This is a genomic window from bacterium, from assembly GCA_035307765.1.
Classification (GTDB): Bacteria; Sysuimicrobiota; Sysuimicrobiia; order Sysuimicrobiales; family Segetimicrobiaceae; genus Segetimicrobium.
The window spans coordinates 168,327-194,405 of record DATGHU010000006.1; the positions used below are offsets into that span (position 1 = coordinate 168,327).

Below are 26,079 nucleotides of genomic sequence, written 5' to 3' on the forward strand. Positions count from 1 at the left end.
CGGGTCGCGCCCGTAGGGTTCGGTGTTCGACGTCTCGCAGTTCGAGCAGGATACCGCGTGCGGGCGCCGGTATTCACACCGAGGACTATCGCATGCCCGGCCAGGAAGATACCCAGAACGGAGGGCGATGATGCCGAAAGCCGAACAGGAATTTGTGAGGCCTGATCACATACCCTGGCTCCCGGTGACCGAATCGGCCACCGCGGGGGCGGGGGGACCCGGGATTACCCAGAAGATTCTCAGCGAGGACCGAGACACCGGAGAGGTGACTCGGCTGCTCAAGTTTGAACCCGGCGTCGAGACGAAGGGAACTCTCGCGCACGACTTCTGGGAAGAGGTGTGGATTCTGGAGGGGGAGCTCATCGACCTCGGCAAGGCCCAAACCTTTGCGGCCGGCATGTATGCGTGCAGACCCCCGGCGATGCGCCACGGCCCGTACCGCACGCCCCGGGGGTGCGTCACGTTGGAATTCCGATACTTCAAAAAATAGGCACCGTCGACACCCACGGACGCTCGAGGCGCATGATTGAAGGAGGGAAACGGAGATGCCCGGGCTCAGATTCGGTATGTGGCTTCCGACGTACGCGTGGGCGGATGCACGTCCTGAGCACGTTCGGCGCCTGACGCAGAGCATCGCGAAGTGCGAGGAGCACGGTCTGGACATCTGGGTCATTGATCACCTCCTCGCCGCCCCGGGACTCTATGGGGTTGCCTGGCTCGAACCCCTGAACGCCCTGGCTTTCGCCGCAGCGCTGACGCGGAACGTGCGACTGGCGACAGGCATTCTGGTGCTCCCGATCCGTCATCCCGTCGTCCTCGCCAAGGAGATCTCCACCCTCTGCCACCTGTCCGGGGGGCGGTTTGTCTTCGGCATCGGCCCTGGCTGGCACGCCCAAGAATTCGAAGTCACCGGGTCTCGGATCGAGGAGCGGGGCCGCCGCACGGACGAGATCCTGGAGGCCGTGACCCTGCTCCTGAGCCAGCCCCAAGCCAGTTTCCAGGGACGGTACTACCGGTTTCAGGACGTGACTATTGATCCCCGGCCGGCGGCGCTTCCCGAGATCTGGGTTTCGGGAGGTTCCCGAGTCCCCGACCCGCACGAGCACGACGTGCCGTTCATTTCCAAGACGGTTCTCGCGCGAATCGTGAAATACGGCAACTGGTTCTCCCGCTGCTCCGGAACTCAGGAGTGGGTGAAGCGCGATTGGACGCAGATCCAAGCCCACGCCCGAGCGTCGGGAAAAGACCCGGCGGGGATCACGTTCGGGCACTGCAACTTTATTCACCTGGTGGAGACGAACGATCACGCCCGCGCGCTTGCGGAGTCGCGGGGGGCGTTTCTCCGGGTCATGGGGACACACCGGTCCTACGAGCATTTGCAGGAGTGCTACATGATCGGGAGCCTCGACCACATCAATGGCCGGATCGCCGATCTCGCGGCCGCCGGCCTCAAGTACCTCGTGCTCGGTCCGGTGACGGATGATCCCCGGCAGATCGACCTCCTGGCAAAACATGTGATGCCTCAATTTGCCTAACGTGCTCACGGCGCCGGCCGCGCGTGCCCGAGGGTGAGTCGGACGCCACGGCCACACGCTCCAGAACGCAGGCCTCGAATTTGCCACCGAGCATCCGCAGATCCCGGAAGGGCAGGGCGATCGAGAGGCTCCACAGAAGATAGCCCCATGATGCCAAACGACAATCGCGCGGAATTTCGAAAGATCGATCACATCGGCGTCGTGGTGGAGAGCCTCGCCGAAGCGCACCACTGGCTCGGGGAAATCTTCGGGCTTCCCGTCCTCCGGAGGATAGAGAATCCCGTCGGGAAGATTCGGGGCGTCTTCTACGCATGCGGTGACATTGCCATCGAAGTGCTTGAGATCGGGGATCCAGAGCTCCGGCGCCAGCGGCTGGGGACCGGCACCCGGGCGCGCATCGAGCACATCGCCGTCGAGGTGGACAAGCTTCACGCGGCGCTGGCCGCTCTCAGCCCCTTGGGCGTGCGGACGACCTTGCCGGAGCCTCGGCGTAGCGCCGACACCCTGAGCATGTGGACCATCGCAGAGACCACGGGCGGCATTTCATATCAACTGATGGAAAAGGGACGGGCCCCCGACACGGGCGGGTCATCTTCCGGATCCTCCCCGTGACCGATCCGTCCCGCCTCAGGCGGGTACGTACGCAACCATCTCGATCTCGATGTGCAGTTCGGGCCTGGCCAGCGCGGCCACCGCGACGGTGGTGCGGGCGGGAAGGTCTCCTGTAAAGTACGAGCGGTACACGGCGTTCATCGCCGCGAAGTCGTTGATGTCCGTCAGGTAGACGGTCGCCTTGAGCACCTTGTCGAGCCCCGAGCCACCGGCGGCGAGAACCGCTTTGAGGTTCTCGAACGTGTTGCGGGTCTGCCCGTCGATGTCCGCGGGGACCTTCCCGTTCACATCGGCCCCCACTTGGCCCGCCGTGAAGAGCAGGTTGCCCAGTCGAATCCCGGGAGAGAATGGGGGATTGGGACCCGGCCGCCCGGGGGGAAAGATCGCCTTCCGCTCCATGGATCACCTCCGGTCGAGATCGTGCCGATCGCCGGGCGGCCGTCGGCCTCCGCTGCCGCGTGATGTTGGCCGCCGCCCGTGTCCACTTTCGGCGCGATGGGGTTTCCTTCCCTCCGCGCGGAACGCTCGATGACGGGGCGCGCCGTCACCTTCGCGCGCCCACCGGCGTGGATCGCCGGTGGGGCTCATCCATGCTGATCCGTCCGGGGCCCCCCCGGCGGGAGCACGGATGATCCCTCCACCCAACGTCTTGCCAGCACCGACGGCGGCTCAACGGGCGCGACGCGTATCCGGGCGTCGACCACGACGGCGCCGAGCGGGTGGACGATGATGGGATTGCAGTCGAGTTCGGCGATCTGAGGAAGGTCCTCGACCATCACGCCGACCCGCAGCAGCGCGTCCTCCAGCGCGGCGATCTTGGCCTTGGGCTGGCCGCGAAAGCCGGTCAGCAGCGGGTATGTCCTCAGGTCGCGGATCATCTCCGACGCATCCGGCGCCGATAAGGGGGTGAGCCGAATGGAGACATCGCGGAGCAGTTCCACGAGGATGCCGCCGGCGCCGCAGGCGACGATGGGGCCAAACTGGGGGTCGTGCACGACCCCCACGATCATCTCGACGCCCTTGGGCGCCATCGCCTGGACCAGGAATCCCGCCGGCGGGGTCCCGCTGGCCGCGAGGCGGTCCGCCATTTCCTTGGCCGCCGCCCGGGCCGCCTCCGCCCCGCGCAGATGCAACTGGACCGCTCCGGCATCGGTCTTGTGCAGGATGTTGGGGTGGATCGCCTTCAGGGCGACCTCCCCCCCCAGGTCCTCCGCCGCCCGACCCACCTCGTCCGGCGTCAGCACCGCCCGTTGGGCGGCCGCGGGTAGTCCGTAGCAGGAGAGGAGGGCGTGTGTCTCCTCGGGGGTCAGCCATCGATCGTCCCGGCCGAGCGCCCGGGTCACGATGGCGAACGCTTCGGTCCGCTTCAACCCTTCGAAGCGGGGTGGAGGTTCCGGCGGCCGCGTTCTCCACTCGCCGTGTCGGGCCACACGGGCGAGGGCGATCGCCGCGGATTCGGGAAACGCGTAGGATGGGATCCGGACGTCTGCCGCCCTCAGGGCCTCGGGCACCCCTCGCGTCGACATGAAGACCGTGAGGATGGGCTTGCCGCCGCCCACAGCCCGGGCCCCCTCGACGATCGCGCGGGCGACGTCCTCGGATCGCGTCACGAGAGGCGGGACGAAGATGACGATGAGCGCGTCGACATTCGGGTCCTCTGCCGCGATCTGGATCGCCTGACGGTACTGTTCCGCGGTCGCGGAGGCGATCATGTCGACCGGATTGCCAACCGCGGCCTGCGTGGCGAGCGCCGCGCGCAGGCGGGCCTGGGTCCCGTCGGTGAGGAGGGGGATCTCCATCCCCTCCGCTTCGCACGCATCCGCGCAGAGGATCCCCGGGCCGCCGCCGTTGGTGATGATGCCGACCCGGCGTCCTTTCGGCGGCGGCTGGTGGGCGAGGAGCGAGGCCACGTCGAACAATTCCTCAAGGGTATCCGTGCGGATCACGCCGGCCTGACGAAACAGCGCGTCCACCGTGACGTCGGAGGCGGCCAGCAGGGCCCCGGTGTGGGAGGAGGTCGCCCGGCTGCCGGCCGGCGAGCGGCCGCTCTTGACGACGACGATCGGTTTGGCCCTCCCGACCCGGCGGGCGATTCGCGAGAACTTCCTCGGATTCCCGAACGATTCCAGGTAGAGCAGGATGAGATCGGTCTGCGGGTCCGTCTCCCAATAGTTGATCAGATCGTTTCCGGAGATATCGGCTTTATTGCCGACCGAGACGAAGGTCGAGACCCCGAGCCCCAGAGAGTTCGCGTAGTCGATGATCGCGAGCCCCAAGGCACCGCTCTGGGATGAGAATCCCACCCGCCCGGCCGGCGGGGTGTGGGGAGCGAAGGTGGCGTTTAGGCGCACGGCGGGATCCGTGTTCGTGATGCCCATGCAATTCGGGCCGATCAGGCGCATCCCGGACGCCCGGCAGATGCGGAGGAGCTCTTCCTGTCGCGCCCGCCCCTCCGCGCCGAGTTCGGCGAAGCCGGCGGAGATCACCACCAGCGCCCGCACCCCTTTGCGGGCGCACTGTTCCGCGATCTCGACCACGTCCGCGGCGGGGACGGCGACGATGGCGAGGTCGACCGGTCCGGGAACGGCCTCAATCGTCGGGTAGGCCAGGACGCTCTGGACGACGGCGGCCGCGGGGTTGACCGGGTAGACTGGCCCGGCAAACTCGTAGCTCAGGAGGTTGTGGAACACCTCCCCCCCGATCGTGCCTCGTCGACGCGATGCGCCCACCACCGCGACGCCTCGAGGCCGGAAGAACGCGGCGAGTGCTCCCGTGGCCGCGATCTGCTCCCGCCGGTCGAAGCGCGCCAACGCCTCTTCCGTCAGTGAAGTGGGAAAGGCGACGGTGTATTCCCCCGATTCGAATTTCACGACGACGGGAAAGCCCGATTCGCGAAACACTCCCAGCATCGCCGTATTGCCCTGCATGACGAACGCGGTGAACTGATGGATGCCCAGCGACGCGGCGATCTCCGCGAGGTGCCCCAGCAGGATGGTGCCGAGTCCGCGTCCTTGGTAGTCGTTGGCGACGGCGAATGCGACCTCGGCGTCGGCGTCGCCCATCGCGGCGAACAGGGCATGGCCGACGATGCGGTTCCCCGGGCCCGTCGTGGCGACGAGCGCGAACCGGTGCCGGTAGTCGATCCGGGTCTCGCGGTGGGCCATGTCGATCAGCGCGGGATCTTTGGTCGGGGAGAAGAACCGGAACACCCGCGAAGCCTCGGAGAGCGATCGGAGAAAGGCCAAGAGCCGCTCCTCGTCTTCAGGCCGGATCGGCCGGACGTGGACGGTGGATCCGTCGCGCAGGACGACGTCGGTGGCTCGATGTCCGGGATACGAGGCGGGCTCGTCACCCATGAGACGGTTGTCCCTTCGCGGATCGACGTGCGGACTGGAGGTCCGGGCCGGAGTTCCCGCCCTTGTCCTATTCGCCTTCGCACCCCCGAAGCCCTGATCCCCGTGCCGGCGCCAGGGGGAGCGGCCGTTCGGGGTGAAGCCCCGTGCCGTCCTCCTGCTCGATGGGCCTCCGAGACCGTTGCGGGGATGCGGGCCACGAGCGCGCAGAGGCGGAGGCGCGGGCGAGAACGGGGGGGACGCCGGACGCTCTACGGGTCGATCAGGCCCTTCCGGATGGCGTACCTGACCAGCATGGTGCGGTCATGGAGGTTCAGCTTCTCCATGATGTGCGCCCGGTGGGTCTGGACGGTTTTCACGCTGATGAAGAGGCTCTGGGCGATCTCCTGGTTCGTGGCGCTCTCTGCGACCTTGGTGAGGATCTCCTTTTCCCGATCGGTGAGACCGTCGTAGGTCTCCCGCCCTTCGCCTGTTTCCAGCCGCTTCAGATAGTCCGCCACGACCGCCGTGGCCACGGCCGGATAGAGAAAGGTCTCCCCGCGGCTGGCGGCCCGAATGGCCTGAACGAGGTCGGTGGCCGCCGCCCGTTTCAGGACGTAGCCGGAAGCGCCGGCCTGCAGCAGCTGGAAGACGTAGGAGTCGTCCCCGTACATCGTCAGCGCGATGGTGTGGACGTTAGGGAGCGCGGCCTTGATCTGCTTGGTCGCCTCGATCCCGTTGAGCGTCGGCATGCTGATGTCGAGGACCGCCACGTCGGGTTTCAGCGTCTTCGCCAGCGCCACGGCTTGTTGGCCGTCCTCTGCTTCTCCCACGACCTCAAGATCGGGCTCGGCCGTCAGAATTCGCTTCACACCCTCACGGACGATTTCGTGGTCGTCGGCGAGCAGCACGCGGATCTTGTCCGTCTTCCTCACGGCCTCAGCGGTCATCATCAATCCCTTCGGATCCGGCCTCATCAACCGGCCGGACGCCGGCGAGGAGGAGAGAGGGGCGTCGGCCGAGCGACCAGCGACCCCGGTTTCATTCCCCCACGGGGAGGTGCCCCGGCCGCCTAGATATACGCCAGCCTACCATCCCGGACCGCCGGGGCGTATCAGGTGGACACCCGATTTACCGTCCACGCCAAAGATTGATCTGTCCGGCGTCGGGAGCCTGCGCGGCCGCCGGCCCGGACCCGTCACGATGTATCTGCCGAGTCACACCTCACCGCCGGGGTCCGGCCGCACGAGGTGGGACCGATGAAATCCTCTGCATGCCTGATGGCGGGTCCGGACGCCGAATCGTAAGATTGAGTACGGGTGGCGACGATTCAACGGGGAGGAGGCTGAAGCGAAATGATGCGGATGCTCGTGGCGACCGATGGATCGCCGCACGCGATCAAAGCGGCGGAGTTGGCCGCGCGGTTCGCCCGTGAACTTCGGGGAGCAGAGGTGATTCTGGTCAATGTGGGGCACATCCCGGCAATCGCCATGGGGGGTCCCTCACCGGACATGATGGTCGACCTCGGCAGCCTTGAGGAAGGCTTGGAGCAGGCTGGCCAGGCGATCCTCGCACAGGCGCACGAAGTGTTCGCGGGGGTCGATGCGCGTGTGACGCGCGTCTACCGGCGCGGGGATCCCGCGGGAGAGGTCGTCAAAGTGGCCAAGGAGCACCAGGCGGACCTCATCATCATGGGGAGCCGCGGCCTGGGGCAGTTCGGCGGTCTGATCCTTGGGAGCGTGAGCGAGCGGGTGCTGCACGCTGCGTCGATCCCCGTCCTGATCGTCCGATAGCGGATCGGCGGCCCATTCACAGGCGCGGTTGTGGACGAGGACCGATCCCGTCCGGGCATCGAGGGGGTGCCGGTTGACGGACTCGCTCCCATGATGCTCGATCAGTCGGTTCGTTGGGGGGCCGTCGGGCGCGGCCGCCGGTGGTCGCATCGTCAGCGCCGGCGAGACCCTCGGTGGTCCTGAATCACCACGAAGGCCGGCCGCCCATCACCTGAGACGGAAACCGTTGCGGGGAGCTGGCGCCCGCCCGATCAGAAGTAAAGGGCGCGGCCGGAATGGTATCTCCTACACTCGGACGAGGAGGGCACGATGCCAATGGGACTCTCTTTAGCACCGCGTTCGTCCCATGCCTTAAGACGAACGGAGGAGGTGGGCAGCGTGCCCATCGAGCCCGGCACGACTCCGTGCGACCTTCGCCCTCGCCTCCCCTTCGGGGCACCCAGGCCCCGCGGACGATCGGACCGTGGAGGGGGTGGCCCGCTGCCTCGCCCCGTCGCGCGCAGCCGCCCGCGGCGCGGGCCGCTCGTGAGCTGAGGGGACACGATGCCTCAGACTCCCCACGTCGAACGCCACTTTACCGGCAGCGATACCGTCCGGGATATCGTGATCGGGATGTCGGATGGGTTGACGGTTCCCTTCGCCCTGGCCGCAGGGCTCTCCGGAGCGGTGGCGGCGACACACGTCGTCGTGACCGCAGGACTCGCCGAGGTTGCCGCCGGGTCCATCGCGATGGGGCTCGGTGGGTACCTCGCCGCCAAGAGCGACGCGGAGCACTACGCGAGCGAACGACTCCGCGAGCAGGTGGAGGTCCGCACGGTGCCGGAAGTCGAGGCGGAGGAAGTCTCCAAGGTATTCCAGGGCTACGGGCTGACGGAGGAGAGCAGTGCTCCCCTCGTCGAGGCGCTGCGAAAGGACCCGGCAGCATGGATCGACTTCATGATGCGCTTTGAACTCGGCCTGGAGCGGCCGGAACCGAAGCGGGCGCTGACCAGCGCCTCGACGATCGCCGGCGCCTACATCGGTGGGGGGATCATCCCTCTCGCCCCCTACGTCGTCTCCGGGAGCGTCCACACCGCCCTGCCGGTTTCAATCGTGGTCACGCTCTTCGCGCTCTGCATTTTCGGGTACGTAAAAGGGCGCTTCACAGGTGCCGTGCCGGCTCGCAGCGCATTCCAAACCACGCTGGTGGGCGGCCTCGCCGCGGCGGCGGCTTTCGTCTTGGCCAGGCTGATCTCCTGAGGGTTTACGGGACAGGTACCTCGTTACGCATCCATCCTCGCGCAGGAGGCGTTCGCTTTTTTGCTCCCGAACACCCTGTGTGATGGTCCAGGTGTGCGTTGTCGGTAGCCTCAACATCGACCTCGTGGTGAAGGCCCCGCGGCTCCCGCGGGTCGGCGAGACCGTCACCGGAGGGGCGTTTGCTACCTTCCCCGGCGGCAAGGGTGCCAACCAGGCGGTGGCCGCCGCCCGCCTGGGGGCCGGCGTGGCCATGGTGGGGCGGGTCGGCCGGGACGCCTTCGGGGAGCAACTCGTCGATGGGCTGAAGCGTGACGGCATCGACGCAGCCCACGTGCGCGTAGACCCTGACGCGGCGACGGGGGTGGCCTTCATCGGCGTCGACGGCGACGGTCGCAACATGATCATGGTCGCGTCCGGCGCCAACATGCGTGTCCCCGTCTCCGACGTCGACGACGCGCGCAACGCGATCATGGGCGCCCGCGTCCTCCTGCTGCAGCTGGAGGTGCCGATCGCGGCCACGCTGCGTGCTGCCGCGATCGCCAGGGGCGCCGGGGCGCTCGTCTGCCTCGATCCCGCCCCCGCCGTCGCTCTGCCCGACGCGATGTTCGCCGGTGTGGATGTCATCAACCCCAACGAGGGTGAGGCGCAGGTTCTTACCGGCATAGAGGTCCGCTCGACCGGCGACGCCGAGCGGGCCGCCGAGGCGCTCCACGCTCGGGGGCCCCGTGTGGTGGTGGTGAAGATGGGGGAGCGGGGGGCCTTCTACCTCGGCCCCGAGGGTCGCGGCCACGTCCCGGCCGTCCGGGTGAAGGCCGTCGATACGACCGCGGCGGGAGATGCCTTCGCCGCGGCGCTGGGGGTGGCACTCGGCGATGGGCGAGGGACGGCCGACGCCGTGGCGTTCGCGACCCAGGTCGCCGGGCTCAAGGTGACCCGGATGGGCGCTCAGGTCGCGATGCCGACCCGCGCGGAGGTGGAGGAGGCGCTGCGGCGGTGAAGCGGCAGGGCATTCTGAATCGAGACCTGGCCTACCTCGTGGCCTCGCTGGGGCACACGGATCTGGTGTGTGTCGCGGATGCCGGGTTGCCGATTCCCCCGAGCGTGACCCGCATCGACCTCGCGCTCCGCTGTGGCCTTCCCCCGTTCCTGGACACGGTCGAGGCGATCCTCGGCGAGGTGGTCGTGCAGCGCGCGATCGTCGCGAGTGAGATGGCCGGCCGCAACCGGGCGGGCTTCGAGGGATTGTGCGCCCTGCTCGAGGGGATCCCGATGGATCAAATCCCGCACGAGCAGCTGAAGGCGGCGCTCCCGCGCGTGCGTGCAGTGATCCGCACCGGGGAGTGTACGCTCTTCGCCAACGTCCTGCTGGAATGCGGGGTGGCGTTCTGATGCCCCCGCAGGCCGCTGCGGCCGCACCGATCCTTCAGATGCGAGGCATCGTCAAGACATTCCCCGGGGTGCAGGCGTTGGCCGGGGTGGATCTCGACGTGCTCCCCGGCGAGGTCCACGCTCTGATCGGGGAAAACGGCGCCGGGAAATCGACCCTGATCGGTGTGCTCGGCGGCATCCACCTGCCCGACTCCGGGCAGATCATCCTGCGCGGCCAGCCGGTATCCATCCCCAGCCCGCGCCGCGCTCGGGAGATCGGGATCGCGATCATTCACCAGGAGCTCAACCAGGTCGGGCCTCTGTCGGTGGCGGAGAACCTCTTCTTGGGGGACGAGCCGCGGCGCGGCCACTGGTTTGTGGACTGGGAAACCCTCCGCGCGCGCGCCGGGGCGCTGATGGCCGAGTTGGGGGTCCGCGTGGACCCCCGGGCGCGCGTGGACCTCTTGAGCGTGGCCGAACGGCAGACGGTAGAGATCGCCCGCGCGCTCAGCCTCCGGGCAGACATCCTGGTGATGGACGAGCCCACCGCCGCCCTGACCCTCGAGGAGGTCGAGCGGCTCTTTGCGATCATCGACGACCTGCGCAAGCGTGGAGTCTCCATCATCTACATCTCCCACCGGTTGGAGGAGATCTTCCGGATCGCCGACCGGGTGACCGTGATGCGCGACGGCCATTACGTCGGCACGTACCCGATCGCGACGATCGACATGGACGGCCTCATCCAGCTGATGGTGGGGCGGAAGCTGACGGAGAAGTTTCCCAAGGAAGCCGTCGCGCCGGGCCCGCCCCGGCTCGAGGTGCGGGGGTTGTCCGTGGGAGGGTTCTTTCGCGACGTGTCGTTTGCGGTCCGCGCCGGAGAGATCCTCGGCATCGCCGGCCTCGTCGGCTCGGGCAAGATCGAGGTCGCGCACGCCATCTTCGGCATGCTCCCCCTCGATGGCGGCGAGGTGCTCGTCGAGGGTCGCCCGGTGACGATCCGGTCACCGGCGGACGCGATCGCCCGTCGGATCGGCCTTGTCCCGGAAGACCGCAAGACCCTGGGGCTCGTCCTCGGGATGAGCATCCGCGACAACATCACCCTCCCTTCTCTGCACGGCCTCAGCACGGCGGGGTTCGTGCGCAAAGATCAGGAACGGGCGATGGTGGCGCAGGCGATCGCCCGCCTCGACGTTCGCGCCCGGGACCGCGATCAGCCGGTGGGCACCCTGTCCGGTGGGAACCAGCAGAAGGTCGTCTTGGCGAAGTGGCTTCAGGCGGGTGCGAAGGTCGTTTTGCTCTGCGAGCCGACGCGGGGAATCGATGTCGGGGCGAAGGTCGAGATGTACCGGCTGATGGTCGAGCTCGCCCGTGCCGGGGTGGCGGTGGTGATGATTTCCTCCGAGCTCCCGGAGGTCCTCGGGATGTCCGATCGCATTATCGTGATGCACGAGGGGCGCATCACCGCTGAATTCGCGCACGGCGAAGCGACCCAAGAGAAGATCATGGCGAGCGCGTCGGGGAGGCCTGACCGTGGCGCTGCCCAGCGGTAAGGCGGCCGAGGGGGCGCCGGCCCCCACCTCTCCTTCCCACGCGCGGCGGGCGAGCCTGCAGCGCTTCGGCCTCTCCATCGCCTTCGTGACGCTCGTCGTGGCGCTCGCGCTGCTGTCCCCGGCCTTTCTCACTCCGGAAAACCTGCTCAACGTCGCCCGGCAGGTCTCCGTGAACGCGATTATCGCCGCCGGGATGACGTTTGTGATCTTGACCGCGGGCATCGATCTCTCCGTGGGATCGCTCGTCGCCCTGGCCGGGGTGGTCATGGCCAGCGTGCTGAAAGGTGGGGCCCCGCTCGTGCTGGGAGTCGCCGCCGGGCTCGCCGTCGGTGCGGGGGTGGGGGTGGCAAACGGCGTCGCCGCCGCCTACGGCCGGGTGGCGCCCTTCATCGTCACCCTGGCGATGCTGACGATCGCGCGAGGTGCCACGCTCGTGTACACGGGGGGCCTCCCGATCAGCGACCTCGGCGCGAGATTCGACTGGCTGGGGCAGGGTGATGTTGCGGGCATTCCAGTCCCGGTGATCATCATGGTCCTCGTCTTCGCGGCCTCTTACGTCGTGCTCAGCCAGATGGTCGTCGGACGATACATCTACGCGATCGGCGGGAACGCCGAGGCGGCCCGTCTGTCCGGGGTGAACGTGAAGCGGTACACCGTGCTCGTGTATGCGCTGAGCGGGCTGCTGTCCGCGGTGGCCGCGGTCGTGCTGACCGCACGGTTGGACTCGGCGCAGCCCACCGCGGGGGTCGGCTACGAGCTCGACGCGATTGCGGCGGTGGTGCTGGGCGGCACCACGCTGATGGGTGGCGAGGGCACGATCGGCGGCACGCTCCTGGGGGCGTTCTTGATCGGCGTGCTGAACAACGGGCTCAACCTATTGAACGTGTCTTCGTTTTACCAGCAGGTGGTCAAAGGGCTGGTGATCCTGCTGGCCGTGCTGGTGGATCAACGCCTTCGCCAGCGGGGTGAACGGCGACGCGCCGCGTAACGTTAATTAAGGAGTAGCGAGGATCGACCCTGAGAGGAGGGATGAGTGTGAAGCGTACGGTGTTCGTCTTGGTGCTCGCCGCCGGGCTCGTCGTCGGGCTCGCCCCGACGGGGGTGCCTGCCGCGGGAATGCCCACCGTGGGGCTGGCGATCTCGACCCTGAACAACCCGTTCTTCGTGGATCTGCGCGACGGCGCGCAGGCGGAGGGGGCGAAGCTCGGCATCACGCTGGTCGTGCTCGATGCCCAAAATGATCCGGCCAAGCAGGCCAGCAGCGTCGAGGACCTGATCGCCAAGAAGGTCGGTGTGGTGATCATCAACCCGACGGACAGCGACGCGGTCGTGCCGACGGTGAAGAAGCTGAACGCGGCGAAGATTCCGGTGATCACCGTCGACCGAGCGGCCAACGGGGGCGTGGTCGCCGCCCACATCGCCAGCGACAACGTCGCCGGCGGCATGATGGCGGCGGAGGACGTGGCCAAGGTCCTGAAGGGGAAGGGGAACGTCGTGATGCTCGAAGGCATCCCCGGGTCATCGGCCGCGCGGGATCGGGGCCGAGGGTTCCGCGAGGGACTGAAGAAGTTCCCCGGGATCAAGATCGTCGCGTCCCAGACCGCCGATTTCGACCGAGCCAAAGGCCTGTCCGTGATGGAAAACATCCTGCAGGCTCAGAAGAAGATCGACGCGGTGTTCGCGCAGAACGACGAGATGGCGCTCGGAGCCGTCCAGGCCATCGAGGCGGCCAAGCGGCAGCAGCAAATGTTTGTCGTCGGGTTCGACGCCATCCCCGATGCCCTGAAGGCGATCAATGCGGGCCGGATGGCCGCCACGATCGCCCAGCAGCCCAAGGTGATGGGAGAGCTGGCGGTGCGGGCCGCGTCGACGCTGCTCAAGGGCGGAACGGTGGCCAAGTTCACGCCCGTGCCGCTGAGGTTGGTGACGAAGTCGCCGTAACCGGGGCCGCGTGACCTTGTTGTTAGAGCGTCCGGGTGACCTTTCTGAGGCCGCGCGGGCGATCCGGGTTGATGCCTTTTGCGCGCGAGAGGTAGTAGGCAAGCAGCTGGATGGCCACGCCGTAGACGGGCGCCGCGATCTCGCCGGTGATGCGTCCGGGGATGCGAATGGGAACCCGGGCCAGGCGCAGGATCGTCGACTCGGAGGAGAAGACCGCGGTTTCTGCGTGCCGGTGGCGGAGCCGGGTGGCCACGTCGACCAGGTGGGCAAACGTCCGGCCCGGCGGAGCGACGAGGAAGACCGGAAAATCGTGTTCGACCAGGGCGATCGGGCCGTGCAGCAGATCTGCCGACGACAAGGGGAGCGCGACCACGTAGCAGGTCTCCATGAGCTTGAGCGCGAGCTCCCTCGCCGTCGAGAAGTCGTACCCTCGGGCGGCGACGATGCACTCGTGCATATACCGGTACCGCTCCGCGAGACGAGCGATCTCCGCCTCCCCGGCGAGCACCGCACCCTGCGCCGCCGGGACCGCCATGATCTCTCGACCGAGCCGCCGGTCGCCGCCCCACTCCGCTCCGAGGACGGCGAGGGCAATGACTTGATTGAGATAGGTTTTTGTGGCGGCGACACTCCGCTCGGCGCCGGCGTGCGTCAGCACGGTTTCATGCGCGGCTCGGGCGAGGGGGGACCGTGCTCCGTTCGTGACGGCGATGGTGAACGCCCCGCGCGATCGGGCGGCGGAGAGGAACGCGACGATGTCGGTGGAGCGTCCGGATTGAGAGATCCCGATGGCGGTGGCGCGGCGCGCCCGGAGGCGACCGCCGAGCAGCGTCACGACCGACGGCGCGACCAGGGTGACCGGAACGCCGAGCCGAGTCTCCAGGACGTACTTGCCGTACAGCGCGGCGTTGTCGGAGCTGCCCCGCGCGGCGATCAGCACGCTGCCCGGCGCCGATCGCCGGAGGCGCGCCCCGAGCGCCCGAATCCGCGGCCCCTCCCGGTCCAGAAGCCGGGTCGCGGCCCGCGGAGCCTCGCGTATCTCCTGGATCATGTGCAGCGTAGCCATGGACATCGCACCGTGCTCCCACCGTCCCCTTCGGCCTGGCCTGGGCAGGGGTCCTGCCGCGCTGCGCCGGCGCGCCGGATATACATCGCTGACCTGATTGTCTCAGATGGGAAATCTGATAGCCTGGGGAATGTTAGCACGCGCGGGACGTCCGATCCACACGAGCTGAGGTTGCGGTGGGGCTGTGGATTGGACCTTTATTCCAGGAGGTGCGGTTGACCGGTGGGAACACACGGACCCCGTCATATCCGGCTGCGACCCCTGTCACTGTTGGCGTCGGCGGCGATCCTCGGCCTCATGGGGTGGGGGGGAGCGCTCGCGGTGTCGGCGCAGACCACCAGCGGGAAAGGCTACGATGCCACCCTGCCCCCCGCCGGCTCCCAGCACGTGAAGCAGGTCACGATCGTCGCCCAGGACCAGGTGCAGGAGATTTCAGAGGGCGTCAAGGTGGCGCTGTGGACGTTCAACGGCTCCGTCCCCGCCCCGGTCGTTCACGTCCGTCAGGGGGATGAAGTCCACGTCACGTTCGTCAACAAGACCCCGCTCGCGCACTCGATCGACTTCCACGCCGCGACGACACCCTGGAACGTCTGGTATCAGCCGGTCGCTCCGGGGAAAGCGCTGAAATTTATGTTCATTGCCAAGGATCCGGGCGTCTTCATGTTCCACTGCGGGACCCCGCCGGCGTTCATGCACATCAGCAGCGGCATGTACGGGGCGATCATCGTGGACCCGGCCCAGCCGCTGCCGCCCGCCAAGGAGTTTGCGCTCGTGGAGAGCGAATTCTACGTCCGGCCCGGGAGCAACAACATCTACCAGGCGGATGCGCAGAAGGTGCTCGATGTCAAACCCGATTACGTGGTCTTCAACGGGATCGCCGACCAATACCAAACTCATCCCCTCGTCGTCAAAGCCGGCGAGCGCATCCGGCTGTACGTGCTGAATGCGGGCCCGACGCTGTTCTCGGCGTTCCATGTGATCGGATGGATCTTCGACAAAGTCTACGTGGACGGCAACCCCGCGAACCTGCTCCGGGGAATCCAAACCTACGCGATTCCTCCGGGGGGTGGGGCGACATTCGAGCTGACGATCGATCAGCCCGGCCTCTACCCGTTTGTGACCCACGCTTTCGCCTACACGGGGAAGGGAGCGGTGGGCGTGATCAAGGTGGTGCCGGCGAAGTAAGCGACGATCCTTCCGAACCCTCGGAGGGCTCCGTGCACGGGACCCGGGACCGGGCCAGGAAACTGGCCGCCGGGCTCGCAGCGGCCGGGGCCCTCCTGCTGTCGGCCCCGGCCGACGTCCCCGCGGCCGCCCAGCGGGTGGCGCTGCAACCCCAAGACGCACTGACGCTCGTCCGCCAGACCTTGGCCGCCCTCGAGGCGACCCCCCCCAACCTGTCGGTGGCGTCGGAGAAGCTCTCCGCGGCGCTGCACGCTCAGGATTCCCGGGGGGTGGACATGGCGCGTGTCACGCAGGCCGCCCAGGCCTTCGGACTCCACGACCCGGGGGCCGCGGCGGCTCAGCTGCTCGAGGCGCTTCGACCGTCGATGCAACAGCCGGGAGGCATCGCGGCGGCCCTGTTGGTGCCCGCCCCCCAGGCTCGCTTCGCCGGGACGCCGGCGGAGGATCTTCTCTTGGTCATCGCCGCCGTGTTGGTGGTCGCCGGCGGCCTCACCATCGCCTGGTGATGCCCGGGCCCTCGTTCTGGCAACGGCTCTGGGCCGGGTTGGACGCCCGGTTGGCCCTGCGCAACTTCGTCTACGAGGTCCCCCCCTACGCCAACACGCTGCCCTATCTGCTGGGGGCGATCACGTTGATGGGCCTCGTGATCCTCGTCGCCACCGGCATTCTGCTGGGTCAATTCTACATCCCAGACCCTGCGGCCGCGAACGCCAGCGTCCGCACCATCATGACACAGGGCTACGGCGGAGCGGTCGCGCGCGGGATCCATGTCTACGCCGCCCACTTCACACTGGTCGTGCTCCTGCTGCACCTTGGTCGCGTCTACGTGACGGGAGCCTACCGGTTCCCGCGAGAGGCGAATTGGATAGGGGGGGTGGCGCTGCTCGCCACCGTGCTGGCGTTCTTCTTCACCGGGACCGTGATGCGCTGGGATCAAGGGGCGATCGAGGCCCTCGAGCACAACCTCGCCTTCGCGCAGCTGCTGGGGGTGTTCGGGGGATGGTTCTCTCCGGCGTTTTCGACCCACGTGCCGCTGCTGGCCCGACTGTACATGGCTCACGTCAGTTTGCTGCCGCTTGTGTTGTTCATCTTAATCGTCGGGCACGTGTATCTGGTTCGCCAGCACGGTTTCTCCCCTCACTGGAGTCGCCCCGCTGCGACCCAGCCGCCCTACACGTTTGCCCACCACCTCAGGCGGGCCGTCGGATTCGGGTGCATCATGCTCGGCGTGGCGCTTGCGCTGGCGGTGGTCCGATCGCCGGGAGAGGGGCCGGCGCCGGTGCCCGGAATCGAGGTGACGAAGCCGCCATGGGTATTCTTGCCCGCGTACGCCCTCGAGACGTGGTTCGGGGTGCCGAGTCTGCTGTGGGGCACCGCCGCCGCCTTCGCGTGGCTCGTGGCCGTGCCGTTCCTGGACCGCAGCACCGCACCGGGATGGAGCGGACGGCGGCGGGCGCTGGCGGTGGGGGCCGCCGCATTGATCGTCGTGATCGGCCTCGGCGTCTTTGCGTGGGTGTCCCATCCGGTGGCCCACCTCCACTGACCGGCAGGCAGGCGGCGAGTTCGGTCATCGTCCACCCACCCGATCCGGAATCAGGCACCCGCCCGATACCCACGGGACGCGGACGGGCGTACCGTAGAGAAGGATTCAGCCGTCGCTGGGAGACGAACGATGTGGCCGAGCGTGTTTGGACCTGGATGGCAGTGGGGAGTGCTGGTGGCGCTGGCGTTTCTGAGCCTCGTCTTGGGGGTGCTCGGGTTTCTCCTCCTCGTCGTCTTCAGGTCATCGCGGGAGGGGACCGAGGGGCTCGACCCGCTCTGGCACCGGGCCGAGGAGGGAGACCTAACCCGCGCGGAGTTTGAACGCATCAGGCTCGCGCGGAGCGCGCAGTTCCGTCCGGGTGGGGTCCCGAAGTGACCGGGACGATCGATCGGGCGGTCTCGACACAGGGTGAGTCAGACGGCATCAGGAGGTGAGGTTGATGGCGGCAGGGACGCAATCGAAGCAGTATTTTGAGGATCCACCGCTGGCGCGGATGATCTTCAGCTCGACTCGCCTCGCCTGGATCTGGCTGATCGTGCGGGTGTGGCTCGGCTACAATTGGATGGAGGCCACGCTCTCGCACAAGATCGGGAATCCAGTGTGGGTGAAAACCGGCGCGGCGATCAAGGGCTTTTGGACGCAGGCGATCGCTGTCCCGCCAAACGGAAAGCCGATGATCGCTTACGGCTGGTACCGGGATTTCCTCGGGTGGTTGCTCAGCATCCACGCCGAAGTGTGGATGGGGAAGGTGGTCGCCTACGGGGAGCTGCTCATCGGGATCGCGCTGGTCGTCGGCGCCTTTGTCGGGGTTGCGGCGTTCTTTGGCGCCTTCATGAACTGGAACTTTATGATGGCCGGCACCGCGAGCACGAACCCGATGCTGTTCGCCGCGGCGATCTTGTTGATTCTCGGGTGGAAGGTCGCCGGATACTATGGGCTGGATCGGTATCTGCTCCCGGGGCTCGGGACACCCTGGCGGCCGGGCCAGGTCTTCGCACACGGCTCCCACCGGCCGGTTCCTGCCTGAACGCATCGAGCGCGTGACGCCGGAACTGGAGTGGGGTCGGGGGGTCCCGACCCCACTCTCCGTATGTCCGCCGGACGCCGTGCGCGGCCCCATCGTGTAACGTTCGTCTGCGCGAGGATAGGCCCGAGCAGCTCGCCGGCTCATCCGCCCCGCAGGGACGTCCTGGGTGGACGGCCAGGGTTCCCAGGAGGTGGCGGCTCGAGGTGGTCCGCGTCACGGCGCTCCCGTTCCTCGCATCGTGAGGGCGGGACGGAGGCTCGGGCCGACCGCCCTGACGATGAGGAAGTAATCCGGGGTTGAGTGAGGAACATATAGCGAAGGCCGAGCCAGCCCACGGCTCTCCCGGGCTGGCTCGGCCACGTTGCGGCGGAACGCCGTTCAAAAGGAGGCTCCCCTGAGTAAACCCGATTCCGGGAGCGCGGCGCCGGTCCACAGCGGCGTCGGCAGCCACCCGCCGGTCGGTGGTCCGCTCGCCTTCACGTTCGGCAGCTGGTTCACGTGGACGGCCGTCGGCGTGGCCTTCCCCGCGCTCGGCGTGTTGCTGGTCGCCGCCGCCGGACCCCTCGCAGAGGGCGGCTACGAAGCCCTCCCCGCATTCGCGGCGGCCCATACCGCCACGTTGGGGTGGGCGACGATGACGATCATGGGCGGGGCGATGCAGATGGCGCCCGCCCTGCTTGGGGCGCGGGTGCGGGCCGAGCGGTCCGTGCCGTGGCTGTATGGTCTCTTCACGCTGAGCGTGCTGGCGGTGATCATGGGCTTCCTCGCCGGTCGGTTCGCCCTCGTCGCGGTCGGCGGGGTCGGCGTCATCTGCGCCTCGTGGTGGTTTCTGATCGTGATGGTCTTGACGATCGCGTCGGCCAAGGCCCCGCTGTCGGTCGTCAGCCCGCAGATTCCGGCCGCGCTCTGCTGCTTTGTGCTGGTGCTGTTGTGGGGAACGGCCCTCGCCGCGAACCTGCGCTGGGTGTTCTGGCCCGCCCTGCTGGTGGCCCACCGCGGGCTCGTCGTCCATCTGGCCCTCGGTCTGGGCGGGTGGCTGGGCCTGATGGTGGTGGGGACGTTCTACCGTCTGGTCCCGCTGGTGCACGGTGCGCGGGTCGCCAGCACTCGGCGGGGATGGGGAATCCTCTCCTCGGGCCTGCTCGCGGTCGCCGCGACGCTGGCCGGATCCGCGTGGGGGATCGGTTGGCCGCTTCGCGCCGCGGCCCTCCTGGGCTCCTGCGCGCTGCTGCTGTTCGCCCTGGAGATCCTCCACATCCTCGCCCACCGGCGCAGCCGGGTGCCCGATCTGAACGTTTCGCACTGGCGTGCCGTCGCCGCCCATTCTGCCGTTCTGGCCTGCGTCGGGGTGGGATGGGCCATGGGGTGGGTGGGGAGCGATCCCCCGGGGCGGCTCGGCGAGGGGGTGGTCGTGGTGTTTCTCCTGGGGTGGGTGACTCAGGCGATCATCGGGCAGCTCTACAAGATCACGCCCTTCCTGATGTGGTACTATCGCGCGACGATCCCGGACCTGCTGGCCATTCCCCGCCAGCCCGCCCCGTACCACCCGCGGCCCGGACGAATCGTGCTGTGGCTCACCAATGTGGGGGTCGCCGGCTTGGCCGTGGGCGTCTGGTGGGGGGCGCCCTCCTTGGCGCAAGCCGGCGCTGCGATGCTCGCCGTGGGGGCGGGGATGCTGGCCTACCTCCTGGCTTACCGGTGGATCCCCCCGGCCGTTGGCCGGACCCTCCCCTTTGAGTGGCGGTGGCGTATCTCGTGATCGGGGATGGCTGGGAGGGCCGGTGAGGGTCTCCGAAACGGGGCTGGTCGCCTACCTGTTGCTCTTCGCGAGCATCGCCACGGGGACCATCCTCTCATCGCCACGCGTTCGCAGCCGGCCTGACGTCCGGCCGTGGGCGTCACGCGCGCATGAGCTGCTCTCGCTGGCCGGGCTGCTTGCCGCGGTGATCCACACGCTCGCCGGTGTCGTCTCCCCGCAGAGGGTGCGGTGGGCGCTGCTGCTGTTTCTCGGCCCAGGCGGCGGGGCGGGCCTGGCATCGGGCACGGCAAGCGTGTACGCGATGATCCTGGTGACGGTCACCTTCTACCTCCGCGGCCGGATCGGCTCGCCTTTGTGGCGCTGGATCCATGCGCTGGCCTACCCGGCGTTCGCGGCTGCCGCCTGGCACGGCGTGGTGCTCGGCGCCAACGCCTGGCTGCCCGCGATCCGATGGCTCTACGCCGGAACGGTGGCGACCGCGGGCCTGCTCGCGTGCGCGCGGATCACCGACGCCCTGCTCGGCCCGCCGTTGAGGCGCGGGCCGTCCACGGCCGGTCCGCGCGCGTGATCCGTTGGCGGTCGTCAGAGGCCGAGGCGGCGCTTTGCCCGTCGGAAGAGGAACAGGTGCGCGGTGAGCGCAGAGGCGAAGAATGCGAGACCGAGTCTGGCGGCAAACGGCAGGCGCGACATGGCGGGCTCCTAGGATTTTCGGGGCGGTCCCCCGTGCGTACGCCCCCGCTCCAGGCTTAAGAAGACCCAGCTCTTCGCGCGCAGCGCCTCAGGGAGCAGGGTGTGCAGCAGGGACATCTCGTTCAGTGCCGCCTGGACGACGTTCATGGCTTCGACGTGGTTTTCCAGCCCGTCGTACTCCGCGTTGATGGACCGCAGTCGCTTCGACAGCGACGTCAGGGTCCCGAGCAGTTGATTGGTGGTCACGGCATCCCCCCACCGGCCGGCTGTGGGTTCCCGGCCGGGTCCCTTCTTGATCGTTGGGTGCACCCGGAGAGTTCCCCGGGTGAGGCGGTCCGCCTTGGTTCGTCCTGTTGAATTTTCGGGCCGAATGGAGGATCGAACGGAGGCGCGGGCGCACGCAAGATCGATCGAAGATTCCGGGGAGACGGCCTCAGCGGAGGTGAACGGCGGGCGCCCCCCACCACTGCGACCGGTGCCGGGACGCCCTGTGTCTCGACCGGGCGGCTTACACCTCGACGACCTTGCCGTCTTCGGCGCACTCGTACGCGAGCCCGGCCGATCGGTCGAGCATGTCGGCGCCGAGGTGGGTGAGGATCGTGCGTTTGGCGGCAATCTCGCCGAGGTGCGAGGCCAGGGTCGTCAGGTCCATGTGGAGCTTGGTCTTCTTCTCAAACGTATACGCCTCGGCGATGAAGAGGTCGGCGTCCCGGGCCGCCGGAATGAGGGACGCGGTCCACACCGTGTCCCCGGAGTAGGCGATGACCTTGCCGTCGCACTCCACCCGCAGGGCAAACGGGGGGTCTCCACACGCGTGCTCGACGACGTACGGCGTGACCGCGACCGCCCCGAGGCGGCGACGCTGCGCCGGCGTCAACTCGGTCATCTCCAGCGGGAACGTCCAGCGGATGGTGGAGGAGCCGGGGAACATGATCTCCATCGCGTCCGTGACACGCGTGCGCGTGCCGGGAGGCCCGGCGATCACGAGCGGGCGCGCACGGTGGCGGAGCAGCTGGGCGTCGAGCAGAAAGAACGGCAGGCCACCGAAGTGGTCGACGTGGAGATGGGTGAGGAGGATCAGATCGATCTCGGCGGGGTCGATGCCGAAGCGGTTCATCGCGATGAGCGAGGAGGCCCCGCAGTCGATCAGGAACCGAGTCGGGCCCGACCGGACGAGAAAGCACGTCTGAAACCGCCCGCCGCTGCCGAAGGCGTCCCCGCAGCCCAGGAAGCGAACGGTCACTTGCCCCATGGCGCCACCCCCGCGGTCTCGCGCGGTGCTCGATGCGCGTTCCCAAAAGAGGTGCAACGCCGGGGCGTGGGTTCCTGCCGGGGAGGCCGGGCGGCTGGGGCGGAGGGAACTCCCCGCTCAGGCAGGCACCCGCCGCGTGGCAGCGCGGCGGGCGCCCCGGGGATGCGTGTCAGGTTCGTACCGGAGTGCTCGCGAAGTGTGTGGAGGTGCGGGGGCTCCCCGTGGGGGCCCGCCGTCCCGCTAGTTCGAGCTCGACCGCCAGGGGACTCGCGCCCGCTCCAGGCTCAGGAACACCCAGCTTTTCCCTTTCAGATCCGCCGGCAGGAGCTCGTGGAGGATCGACATCTCGTGCAGCGCAGCCTGCACGACGTTCATCGCCTCGTTCTGATTTTCCAGGCCGTCGTACCGTGCATTGATCGCGCGGATCCGCTTCCGGATCAACGTCATCCCGCCGACTAGTTGATCGACTGTCATCCCTGCACCCCTCCGGCCGGGACGGGCGTTGCCGTGTCCCAAGCCGTCTCTGTGTACGCTGTATCAGGTTCCCTTACCGAGACAGATGGCCTTGGTCCCATCTGTGGATTTGCGGTACATGGGGAGGAGGGGTCCCCATCACTTCGATGGGCGGGGGCCGGAAAGCGGAAGGTTAACGGGAGGATCTCCCGCAGCTCGCCGGCGTATTTGACCAGGACCGACCGTTCGGTGGCTCCGGGGCGCCGTCATCACCGCCCCCCCGCGCCCCGGGAGCCCGCCCCCCAAGGAGCGTCGAGACGTGACCCGCGATCCGCACTTCCCGGCAGGCCTGCTCTGCGACATGGACGACACGATTCTCGACTCCAGCGGAGCGCGGGATCATTGCCTGCGGCAGGTCTGCGCCGAGGTGGCGGCCGGGGGCGGCGGGCTCGAACCGGAGGCGCTGGCCGGGGCGATCGACCGCGAGGCGGTCTGGTACTGGGGCGACCCGCAGCGCCACCGGCGGGGGCGGATGGATTTGCGGACGGCGTTCCGAGAAATCATGCGCGCGGCCTTGCGGGGTCAGGGCATCGACCGGTCCGATCTGGCCGATGCCGTCGCGGATCGCTATCGGGCCCTGCGGGAGGAGCACTATCGCGTCTTCCCCGGCGCGATCGAAACGCTGGTGCGCCTCAGAGCTCGCGGCGTGCGGGTGGCGCTCGTTACCAACGGCACCGCGCACGATCAGCGGAAAAAGATCGAGCGGTTCGGCCTGGCCGGCTACGTTGACGGAATCTTTATCGAGGGCGAACTCGGGGTAGGCAAGCCGCACCCCCGCGTATTCGAGACCGCGCTGCGGGCGCTGGCGTGCCCCGCAGGCGACGCCTGGAGCGTCGGGGACAATCTGGAGTGGGATGTGGTCGGGCCGCAGCGCCTGGGAGTCTTCGGCATCTGGGTCGATGCCGGCGGCCGGGGCCTCCCCCCGGGATCCCCCGCCAGGCCCGACCGGATCGTCCGGTCCATCACCGAGCTGGCCTAATCGCGATCGCCGCGGAGCGGCTGCGGTGGTCCGCGAGGCCTACCGCGTCGAAGGCGCGAGCGAGAAGTGAGAGTGGAGCGCCACCCACCGGCCCGCGGATCGGGCCAGGATGAGCGTCGCCCGGCCGGGCCTCGGGTACGTCGTCCCATCGGGCCTCCGGCCGACGGAGTCCCACGGCGCGATAACCCCCAGCAGTACCTCGCTCCCCGCGCAGCGCACCTCGGCCAGCCGGAAGGTGAACTCGCCGATCATGGGCCAGACGTGCTGCCACTGCTCGCGGCGGAGCGCTTCCCGGCTGTCGACGACCGCGGCGTAGGTGCCAAAGGCCTGGACGTGGGGGTGGAAGAGCCCCCCGGCCGCCTCGTAATCGAGCGCGCGCACGCAGCGCTGCAAGGCGGCCAGCCACTGCCTGGCCGCCTCGGCCAAGGGGTGATCGCCTGGGAGGACGCCGGTCTGTTCGGGGGTCGCCATGCCGATTATCCTGAGACGTCCCTTCCCGCTTCGAGGGTGCCGGTCGAGCTCCTCCCCAAGGGTGCGGCCGCTTGGCCGATCGGCCATCTCAACTTCTCCACGCGATCGACGAACAACCATCGGCCAAATGGCGTGAGGTTCGCGCGCGGATGGGCCATCCGCGCCTCCCGGGCAGGAGCGTGTGGATGCCGCTCCCCACCAGTTCTTGGAGGCTCCCATGTGTAAACAACCTGTTTGGGCTGCGGCTAGTGCACGCCGGCGAGGTAGAACGGACGGGCGACCCGCGATACCGCTTGGTCCTGCATGCCCTCGAGGAAGAGGATTTCCAGGTATTGCGCGGCGCCGAAATATCGGGCAAAGATCGATGAGAGCTTTCTGGCGAGGCGCTCGTCCGGCCCGGTGATCGACTGCAGGCAGAGGGCGACGTCGTATCCGCCCCCGGCGTTGTGCCGGACCACGGCCAGGTAGGCCTTCAGGACGTGGGGGATCCCGCTCAGCGCCTTCGCAAACTCCGCTTTCAGAATCCGTTCCGGGGGGCCGTCTTGCTCGGCGAGGAACTGGACGCGTGAGCGGATATGCCCTTCCAGCCGCGGCGTCTGCTCCATGGCGCTAGTGCTGTCTCGACGGGATCTTACTCCGTTTCGGGGTTCGCGGGGCCGCAGAACCAGCGCCTTTTGACGCGGCCCGCAGCTGCGGCAATGTGCCCCGCCCGATCGTCGGCAGGGCGCGGGTCGCCGCGCTCTCCTGGGGCGGCGTTATGGCCATCGACTCGTGCTGCTGGATCTCGTTCCAGAGGTGGGTAACCCGGCGGCGCAGGTTCCGGATCGTTTGGTACGACGGCACCAAGGAGGCGGGGTCGGAGAGGGGACCTCCACCCGGCCCGGCCGAGGGGTGCGCCCGCTCCCGGGCGGTTTCGGCGACCTTGGAGAGCTCGCGACCGGCGGCGACCATCGCCACCTGGCACACCACCGTGTGCGGCAGCACCCCGGTCATGCGTGAGGCGCGGCGATAGTACTCGATCGTCCAGTCCGACAATCCGAGGTCGCGCAGTTTCTGGACGGACCGCTCGAAGTCGCGGCGGCGTTTCCGGCCGAGGCTGGTCAGGGTGCGGCGTTCGCGCTCCATAGGTACTTGAGTATATGCCCGGAACCCCCCCCGACTAGACGCCCGCCACTTCCACAACCTTCCGCCGTCCGGACCGCCCGGCGAGGATGCGCACCCGGGAGCGCGGGACGCCAAAGTGTTCCGCCAGCGCCGCGATCACGGCCGCGTTGGCCCGTCCGTCGTGCGGGGGAGCCGTCACCGCGATGCGCAGCGTGCCGTCCTCGAGACGCTCGACCCGCGTGGTCCGGGCGCGGGGGATGACCGTGACGGTGGCGCGCATCGCCGGGGCGACCTCACCGCGGGCGAGTCGGGGTGCGCTTCCGGCCCGCGCCCAGGTGGGGGTCCACCCCCCGAAACCATCTCAGGAACCTGACACACCGCTCGACCGCATGCTCGAAGAGCGCCTTCCCCCGCTCGGGGGAGGCGAGCGTGGGGTCCGACAGGCTTCCCGTCTCCGGCGGGGCGACATCTTCCATGTCGAGCGGCACGGCGACCCGCATCCCGTCCACCCTGATCGCGCCGAGTCCGTCCGTCGGGCAGCCCAAGACCGGGCGGCGCCCCCAGGGGCCGGCGCGGTGCATCTGGACCCGTCCCGGTCTGACGTGCATCATCAGCGAGCCCACCGGCTCGCCGCCGTGGCCGAGGTCGACCTTCGCCCCGTAGACGCGCTCCACCACCTCCGGCGCTTGGACCAGCCCGAACGGGGCGATTGACGGGATGACGAGCCCCCGCGCGCGCCGGTAGCGTCGGGTGACCAGGTCGACGATTCCGGCGTTGCCGGCGTGGCCGTTGAAGATCGCGATCCGCGCGAACCCGTGGTCGAGCAGACAGTCCACCGTGTCCGTGAGCACCGCGTCGAGGGTCGACTCCCGGAGCGTGATCGTGCCGGGAAAGTTTCGAAAGTACTCGGAGTACCCGAAGGGCAGGATCGGCGCCACGACATCTCCCGTCGCCTCCGCTGCCCGGGCGGCGATTTCGTCGATGATGAGGTAATCGCCCATGGGGGTGTGGGGACCGTGCTCTTCGATCGAGCCGAGCGGGATCACCGCGCTGACGCCAGCGGTGATCGCCTCGCCGGCCTCGGTCCAGGTCATCTCACCGAGCCGCATGCTGGCCTCCC

Annotated in this window: 30 protein-coding genes; 18 read left to right on the forward strand and 12 right to left on the reverse strand. The window is 68.4% G+C overall.

The window, feature by feature from the left end:
* Positions 1-127: 127 nt before the first annotated feature.
* The 3 genes from VKV57_02135 (at position 128) to VKV57_02145 (ending at position 2,147) form a co-directional block, all read left to right on the forward strand.
* Positions 128-490: a cupin domain-containing protein gene (locus VKV57_02135; protein HLW58704.1), complete on the forward strand. Its 363-nt coding sequence runs from the start codon at positions 128-130 to the stop codon at positions 488-490.
* A 55-nt stretch (positions 491-545) separates the two neighbouring features.
* Entirely contained in the window at positions 546-1,535 is a 990-nt protein-coding gene (locus VKV57_02140; GenBank protein HLW58705.1) for an LLM class flavin-dependent oxidoreductase, read from the forward strand.
* Between the two features lie 147 nt (positions 1,536-1,682).
* Positions 1,683-2,147, forward strand: coding sequence for a VOC family protein (locus VKV57_02145; GenBank protein ID HLW58706.1), 465 nt, complete (start codon positions 1,683-1,685; stop codon positions 2,145-2,147).
* Between the two features lie 15 nt (positions 2,148-2,162).
* Here the strand turns inward: VKV57_02145 and VKV57_02150 are convergent, their stop codons facing one another.
* The 3 genes from VKV57_02150 to VKV57_02160 all read right to left on the reverse strand — a co-directional run bounded on the left by VKV57_02150 (position 2,163) and on the right by VKV57_02160 (position 6,429).
* A complete protein-coding gene (locus VKV57_02150; protein ID HLW58707.1) occupies positions 2,163-2,546 on the reverse strand; it encodes a RidA family protein in 384 nt (127 codons plus the stop codon).
* A 185-nt stretch (positions 2,547-2,731) separates the two neighbouring features.
* Positions 2,732-5,503 carry a GNAT family N-acetyltransferase gene (locus VKV57_02155; protein ID HLW58708.1) on the reverse strand — a complete coding sequence of 924 codons (2,772 nt, stop codon included), beginning with the start codon at positions 5,501-5,503 and terminating at the stop codon, positions 2,732-2,734.
* A 248-nt stretch (positions 5,504-5,751) separates the two neighbouring features.
* Entirely contained in the window at positions 5,752-6,429 is a 678-nt protein-coding gene (locus tag VKV57_02160; protein HLW58709.1) for a response regulator transcription factor, read from the reverse strand.
* Between the two features lie 405 nt (positions 6,430-6,834).
* On the opposite strand from VKV57_02160, the gene VKV57_02165 reads away from it, so the two are divergent.
* The 7 genes from VKV57_02165 to VKV57_02195 all read left to right on the forward strand — a co-directional run bounded on the left by VKV57_02165 (position 6,835) and on the right by VKV57_02195 (position 13,370).
* Positions 6,835-7,272, forward strand: a complete 438-nt coding sequence (locus tag VKV57_02165) for a universal stress protein (protein HLW58710.1) — start codon at positions 6,835-6,837, stop codon at positions 7,270-7,272.
* Positions 7,273-7,815: 543 nt separating this feature from the next.
* A complete protein-coding gene (locus VKV57_02170; protein ID HLW58711.1) occupies positions 7,816-8,511 on the forward strand; it encodes a VIT1/CCC1 transporter family protein in 696 nt (231 codons plus the stop codon).
* A gap of 82 nt (positions 8,512-8,593) precedes the next feature.
* Positions 8,594-9,508 (forward strand): ribokinase, encoded by a 915-nt coding sequence (gene rbsK, locus VKV57_02175; GenBank protein HLW58712.1) that lies wholly within the window; start codon positions 8,594-8,596, stop codon positions 9,506-9,508.
* The gene (rbsD, locus tag VKV57_02180; protein ID HLW58713.1) at positions 9,505-9,900 is read left to right on the forward strand and encodes a D-ribose pyranase; all 396 of its coding nucleotides are present in this window, start codon (positions 9,505-9,507) and stop codon (positions 9,898-9,900) included. Before rbsK ends, rbsD begins: the two co-directional genes overlap by 4 nt.
* The gene (locus VKV57_02185; protein HLW58714.1) at positions 9,900-11,429 is read left to right on the forward strand and encodes a sugar ABC transporter ATP-binding protein; all 1,530 of its coding nucleotides are present in this window, start codon (positions 9,900-9,902) and stop codon (positions 11,427-11,429) included. The genes rbsD and VKV57_02185 overlap by 1 nt, the downstream gene beginning before the upstream one ends.
* Positions 11,410-12,417, forward strand: a complete 1,008-nt coding sequence (rbsC, locus tag VKV57_02190; GenBank protein HLW58715.1) for a ribose ABC transporter permease — start codon at positions 11,410-11,412, stop codon at positions 12,415-12,417. The genes VKV57_02185 and rbsC overlap by 20 nt, the downstream gene beginning before the upstream one ends.
* Before the next feature lie 128 nt (positions 12,418-12,545).
* A complete protein-coding gene (locus VKV57_02195; protein ID HLW58716.1) occupies positions 12,546-13,370 on the forward strand; it encodes a D-ribose ABC transporter substrate-binding protein in 825 nt (274 codons plus the stop codon).
* Positions 13,371-13,392: 22 nt separating this feature from the next.
* Here VKV57_02195 and VKV57_02200 read toward each other — a convergent pair whose 3' ends face one another.
* Positions 13,393-14,436: an SIS domain-containing protein gene (locus VKV57_02200; GenBank protein HLW58717.1), complete on the reverse strand. Its 1,044-nt coding sequence runs from the start codon at positions 14,434-14,436 to the stop codon at positions 13,393-13,395.
* Between the two features lie 222 nt (positions 14,437-14,658).
* On the opposite strand from VKV57_02200, the gene VKV57_02205 reads away from it, so the two are divergent.
* The 7 genes from VKV57_02205 to VKV57_02235 all read left to right on the forward strand — a co-directional run bounded on the left by VKV57_02205 (position 14,659) and on the right by VKV57_02235 (position 20,518).
* Positions 14,659-15,621, forward strand: a complete 963-nt coding sequence (locus tag VKV57_02205; GenBank protein HLW58718.1) for a multicopper oxidase domain-containing protein — start codon at positions 14,659-14,661, stop codon at positions 15,619-15,621.
* 32 nt (positions 15,622-15,653) lie between these two features.
* Positions 15,654-16,127: a hypothetical protein gene (locus VKV57_02210; GenBank protein ID HLW58719.1), complete on the forward strand. Its 474-nt coding sequence runs from the start codon at positions 15,654-15,656 to the stop codon at positions 16,125-16,127.
* On the forward strand, positions 16,127-17,164 hold the full coding sequence (locus VKV57_02215) for a cytochrome b N-terminal domain-containing protein (GenBank protein HLW58720.1): 1,038 nt from the start codon (positions 16,127-16,129) through the stop codon (positions 17,162-17,164). Before VKV57_02210 ends, VKV57_02215 begins: the two co-directional genes overlap by 1 nt.
* 129 nt (positions 17,165-17,293) lie before the next feature.
* On the forward strand, positions 17,294-17,539 hold the full coding sequence (locus VKV57_02220) for a hypothetical protein (GenBank protein ID HLW58721.1): 246 nt from the start codon (positions 17,294-17,296) through the stop codon (positions 17,537-17,539).
* A 64-nt stretch (positions 17,540-17,603) separates the two neighbouring features.
* Positions 17,604-18,191, forward strand: coding sequence for a DoxX family protein (locus tag VKV57_02225; protein HLW58722.1), 588 nt, complete (start codon positions 17,604-17,606; stop codon positions 18,189-18,191).
* A gap of 361 nt (positions 18,192-18,552) precedes the next feature.
* A complete protein-coding gene (locus tag VKV57_02230) occupies positions 18,553-19,950 on the forward strand; it encodes a hypothetical protein (GenBank protein HLW58723.1) in 1,398 nt (465 codons plus the stop codon).
* 22 nt (positions 19,951-19,972) lie between these two features.
* Positions 19,973-20,518, forward strand: a complete 546-nt coding sequence (locus tag VKV57_02235; protein ID HLW58724.1) for a hypothetical protein — start codon at positions 19,973-19,975, stop codon at positions 20,516-20,518.
* A 131-nt stretch (positions 20,519-20,649) separates the two neighbouring features.
* On the opposite strand, the gene VKV57_02240 is transcribed toward VKV57_02235, so the two are convergent.
* The 3 genes from VKV57_02240 to VKV57_02250 form a co-directional block, all read right to left on the reverse strand.
* Entirely contained in the window at positions 20,650-20,949 is a 300-nt protein-coding gene (locus VKV57_02240) for a hypothetical protein (GenBank protein ID HLW58725.1), read from the reverse strand.
* A 199-nt stretch (positions 20,950-21,148) separates the two neighbouring features.
* Positions 21,149-21,883, reverse strand: a complete 735-nt coding sequence (locus VKV57_02245) for an MBL fold metallo-hydrolase (protein HLW58726.1) — start codon at positions 21,881-21,883, stop codon at positions 21,149-21,151.
* Between the two features lie 249 nt (positions 21,884-22,132).
* Positions 22,133-22,366: a hypothetical protein gene (locus VKV57_02250; protein ID HLW58727.1), complete on the reverse strand. Its 234-nt coding sequence runs from the start codon at positions 22,364-22,366 to the stop codon at positions 22,133-22,135.
* A gap of 298 nt (positions 22,367-22,664) precedes the next feature.
* Here VKV57_02250 and VKV57_02255 point away from each other — a divergent pair, with 298 nt between their 5' ends.
* A complete protein-coding gene (locus VKV57_02255; protein ID HLW58728.1) occupies positions 22,665-23,384 on the forward strand; it encodes an HAD family hydrolase in 720 nt (239 codons plus the stop codon).
* Positions 23,385-23,423: 39 nt separating this feature from the next.
* Here the strand turns inward: VKV57_02255 and VKV57_02260 are convergent, their stop codons facing one another.
* From VKV57_02260 to VKV57_02280, 5 genes are all read right to left on the reverse strand, one after another.
* Entirely contained in the window at positions 23,424-23,942 is a 519-nt protein-coding gene (locus VKV57_02260; protein ID HLW58729.1) for a nuclear transport factor 2 family protein, read from the reverse strand.
* Between the two features lie 158 nt (positions 23,943-24,100).
* Complete coding sequence (locus VKV57_02265; GenBank protein ID HLW58730.1) at positions 24,101-24,460, reverse strand: hypothetical protein; 360 nt, start codon at positions 24,458-24,460, stop codon at positions 24,101-24,103.
* 4 nt (positions 24,461-24,464) lie between these two features.
* The gene (locus tag VKV57_02270) at positions 24,465-24,980 is read right to left on the reverse strand and encodes a hypothetical protein (protein ID HLW58731.1); all 516 of its coding nucleotides are present in this window, start codon (positions 24,978-24,980) and stop codon (positions 24,465-24,467) included.
* A gap of 34 nt (positions 24,981-25,014) precedes the next feature.
* Complete coding sequence (locus VKV57_02275) at positions 25,015-25,239, reverse strand: DUF167 domain-containing protein (protein HLW58732.1); 225 nt, start codon at positions 25,237-25,239, stop codon at positions 25,015-25,017.
* A gap of 13 nt (positions 25,240-25,252) precedes the next feature.
* Positions 25,253-26,068, reverse strand: a complete 816-nt coding sequence (locus tag VKV57_02280; protein ID HLW58733.1) for a creatininase family protein — start codon at positions 26,066-26,068, stop codon at positions 25,253-25,255.
* Between the last annotated feature and the right edge of the window lie 11 nt (positions 26,069-26,079).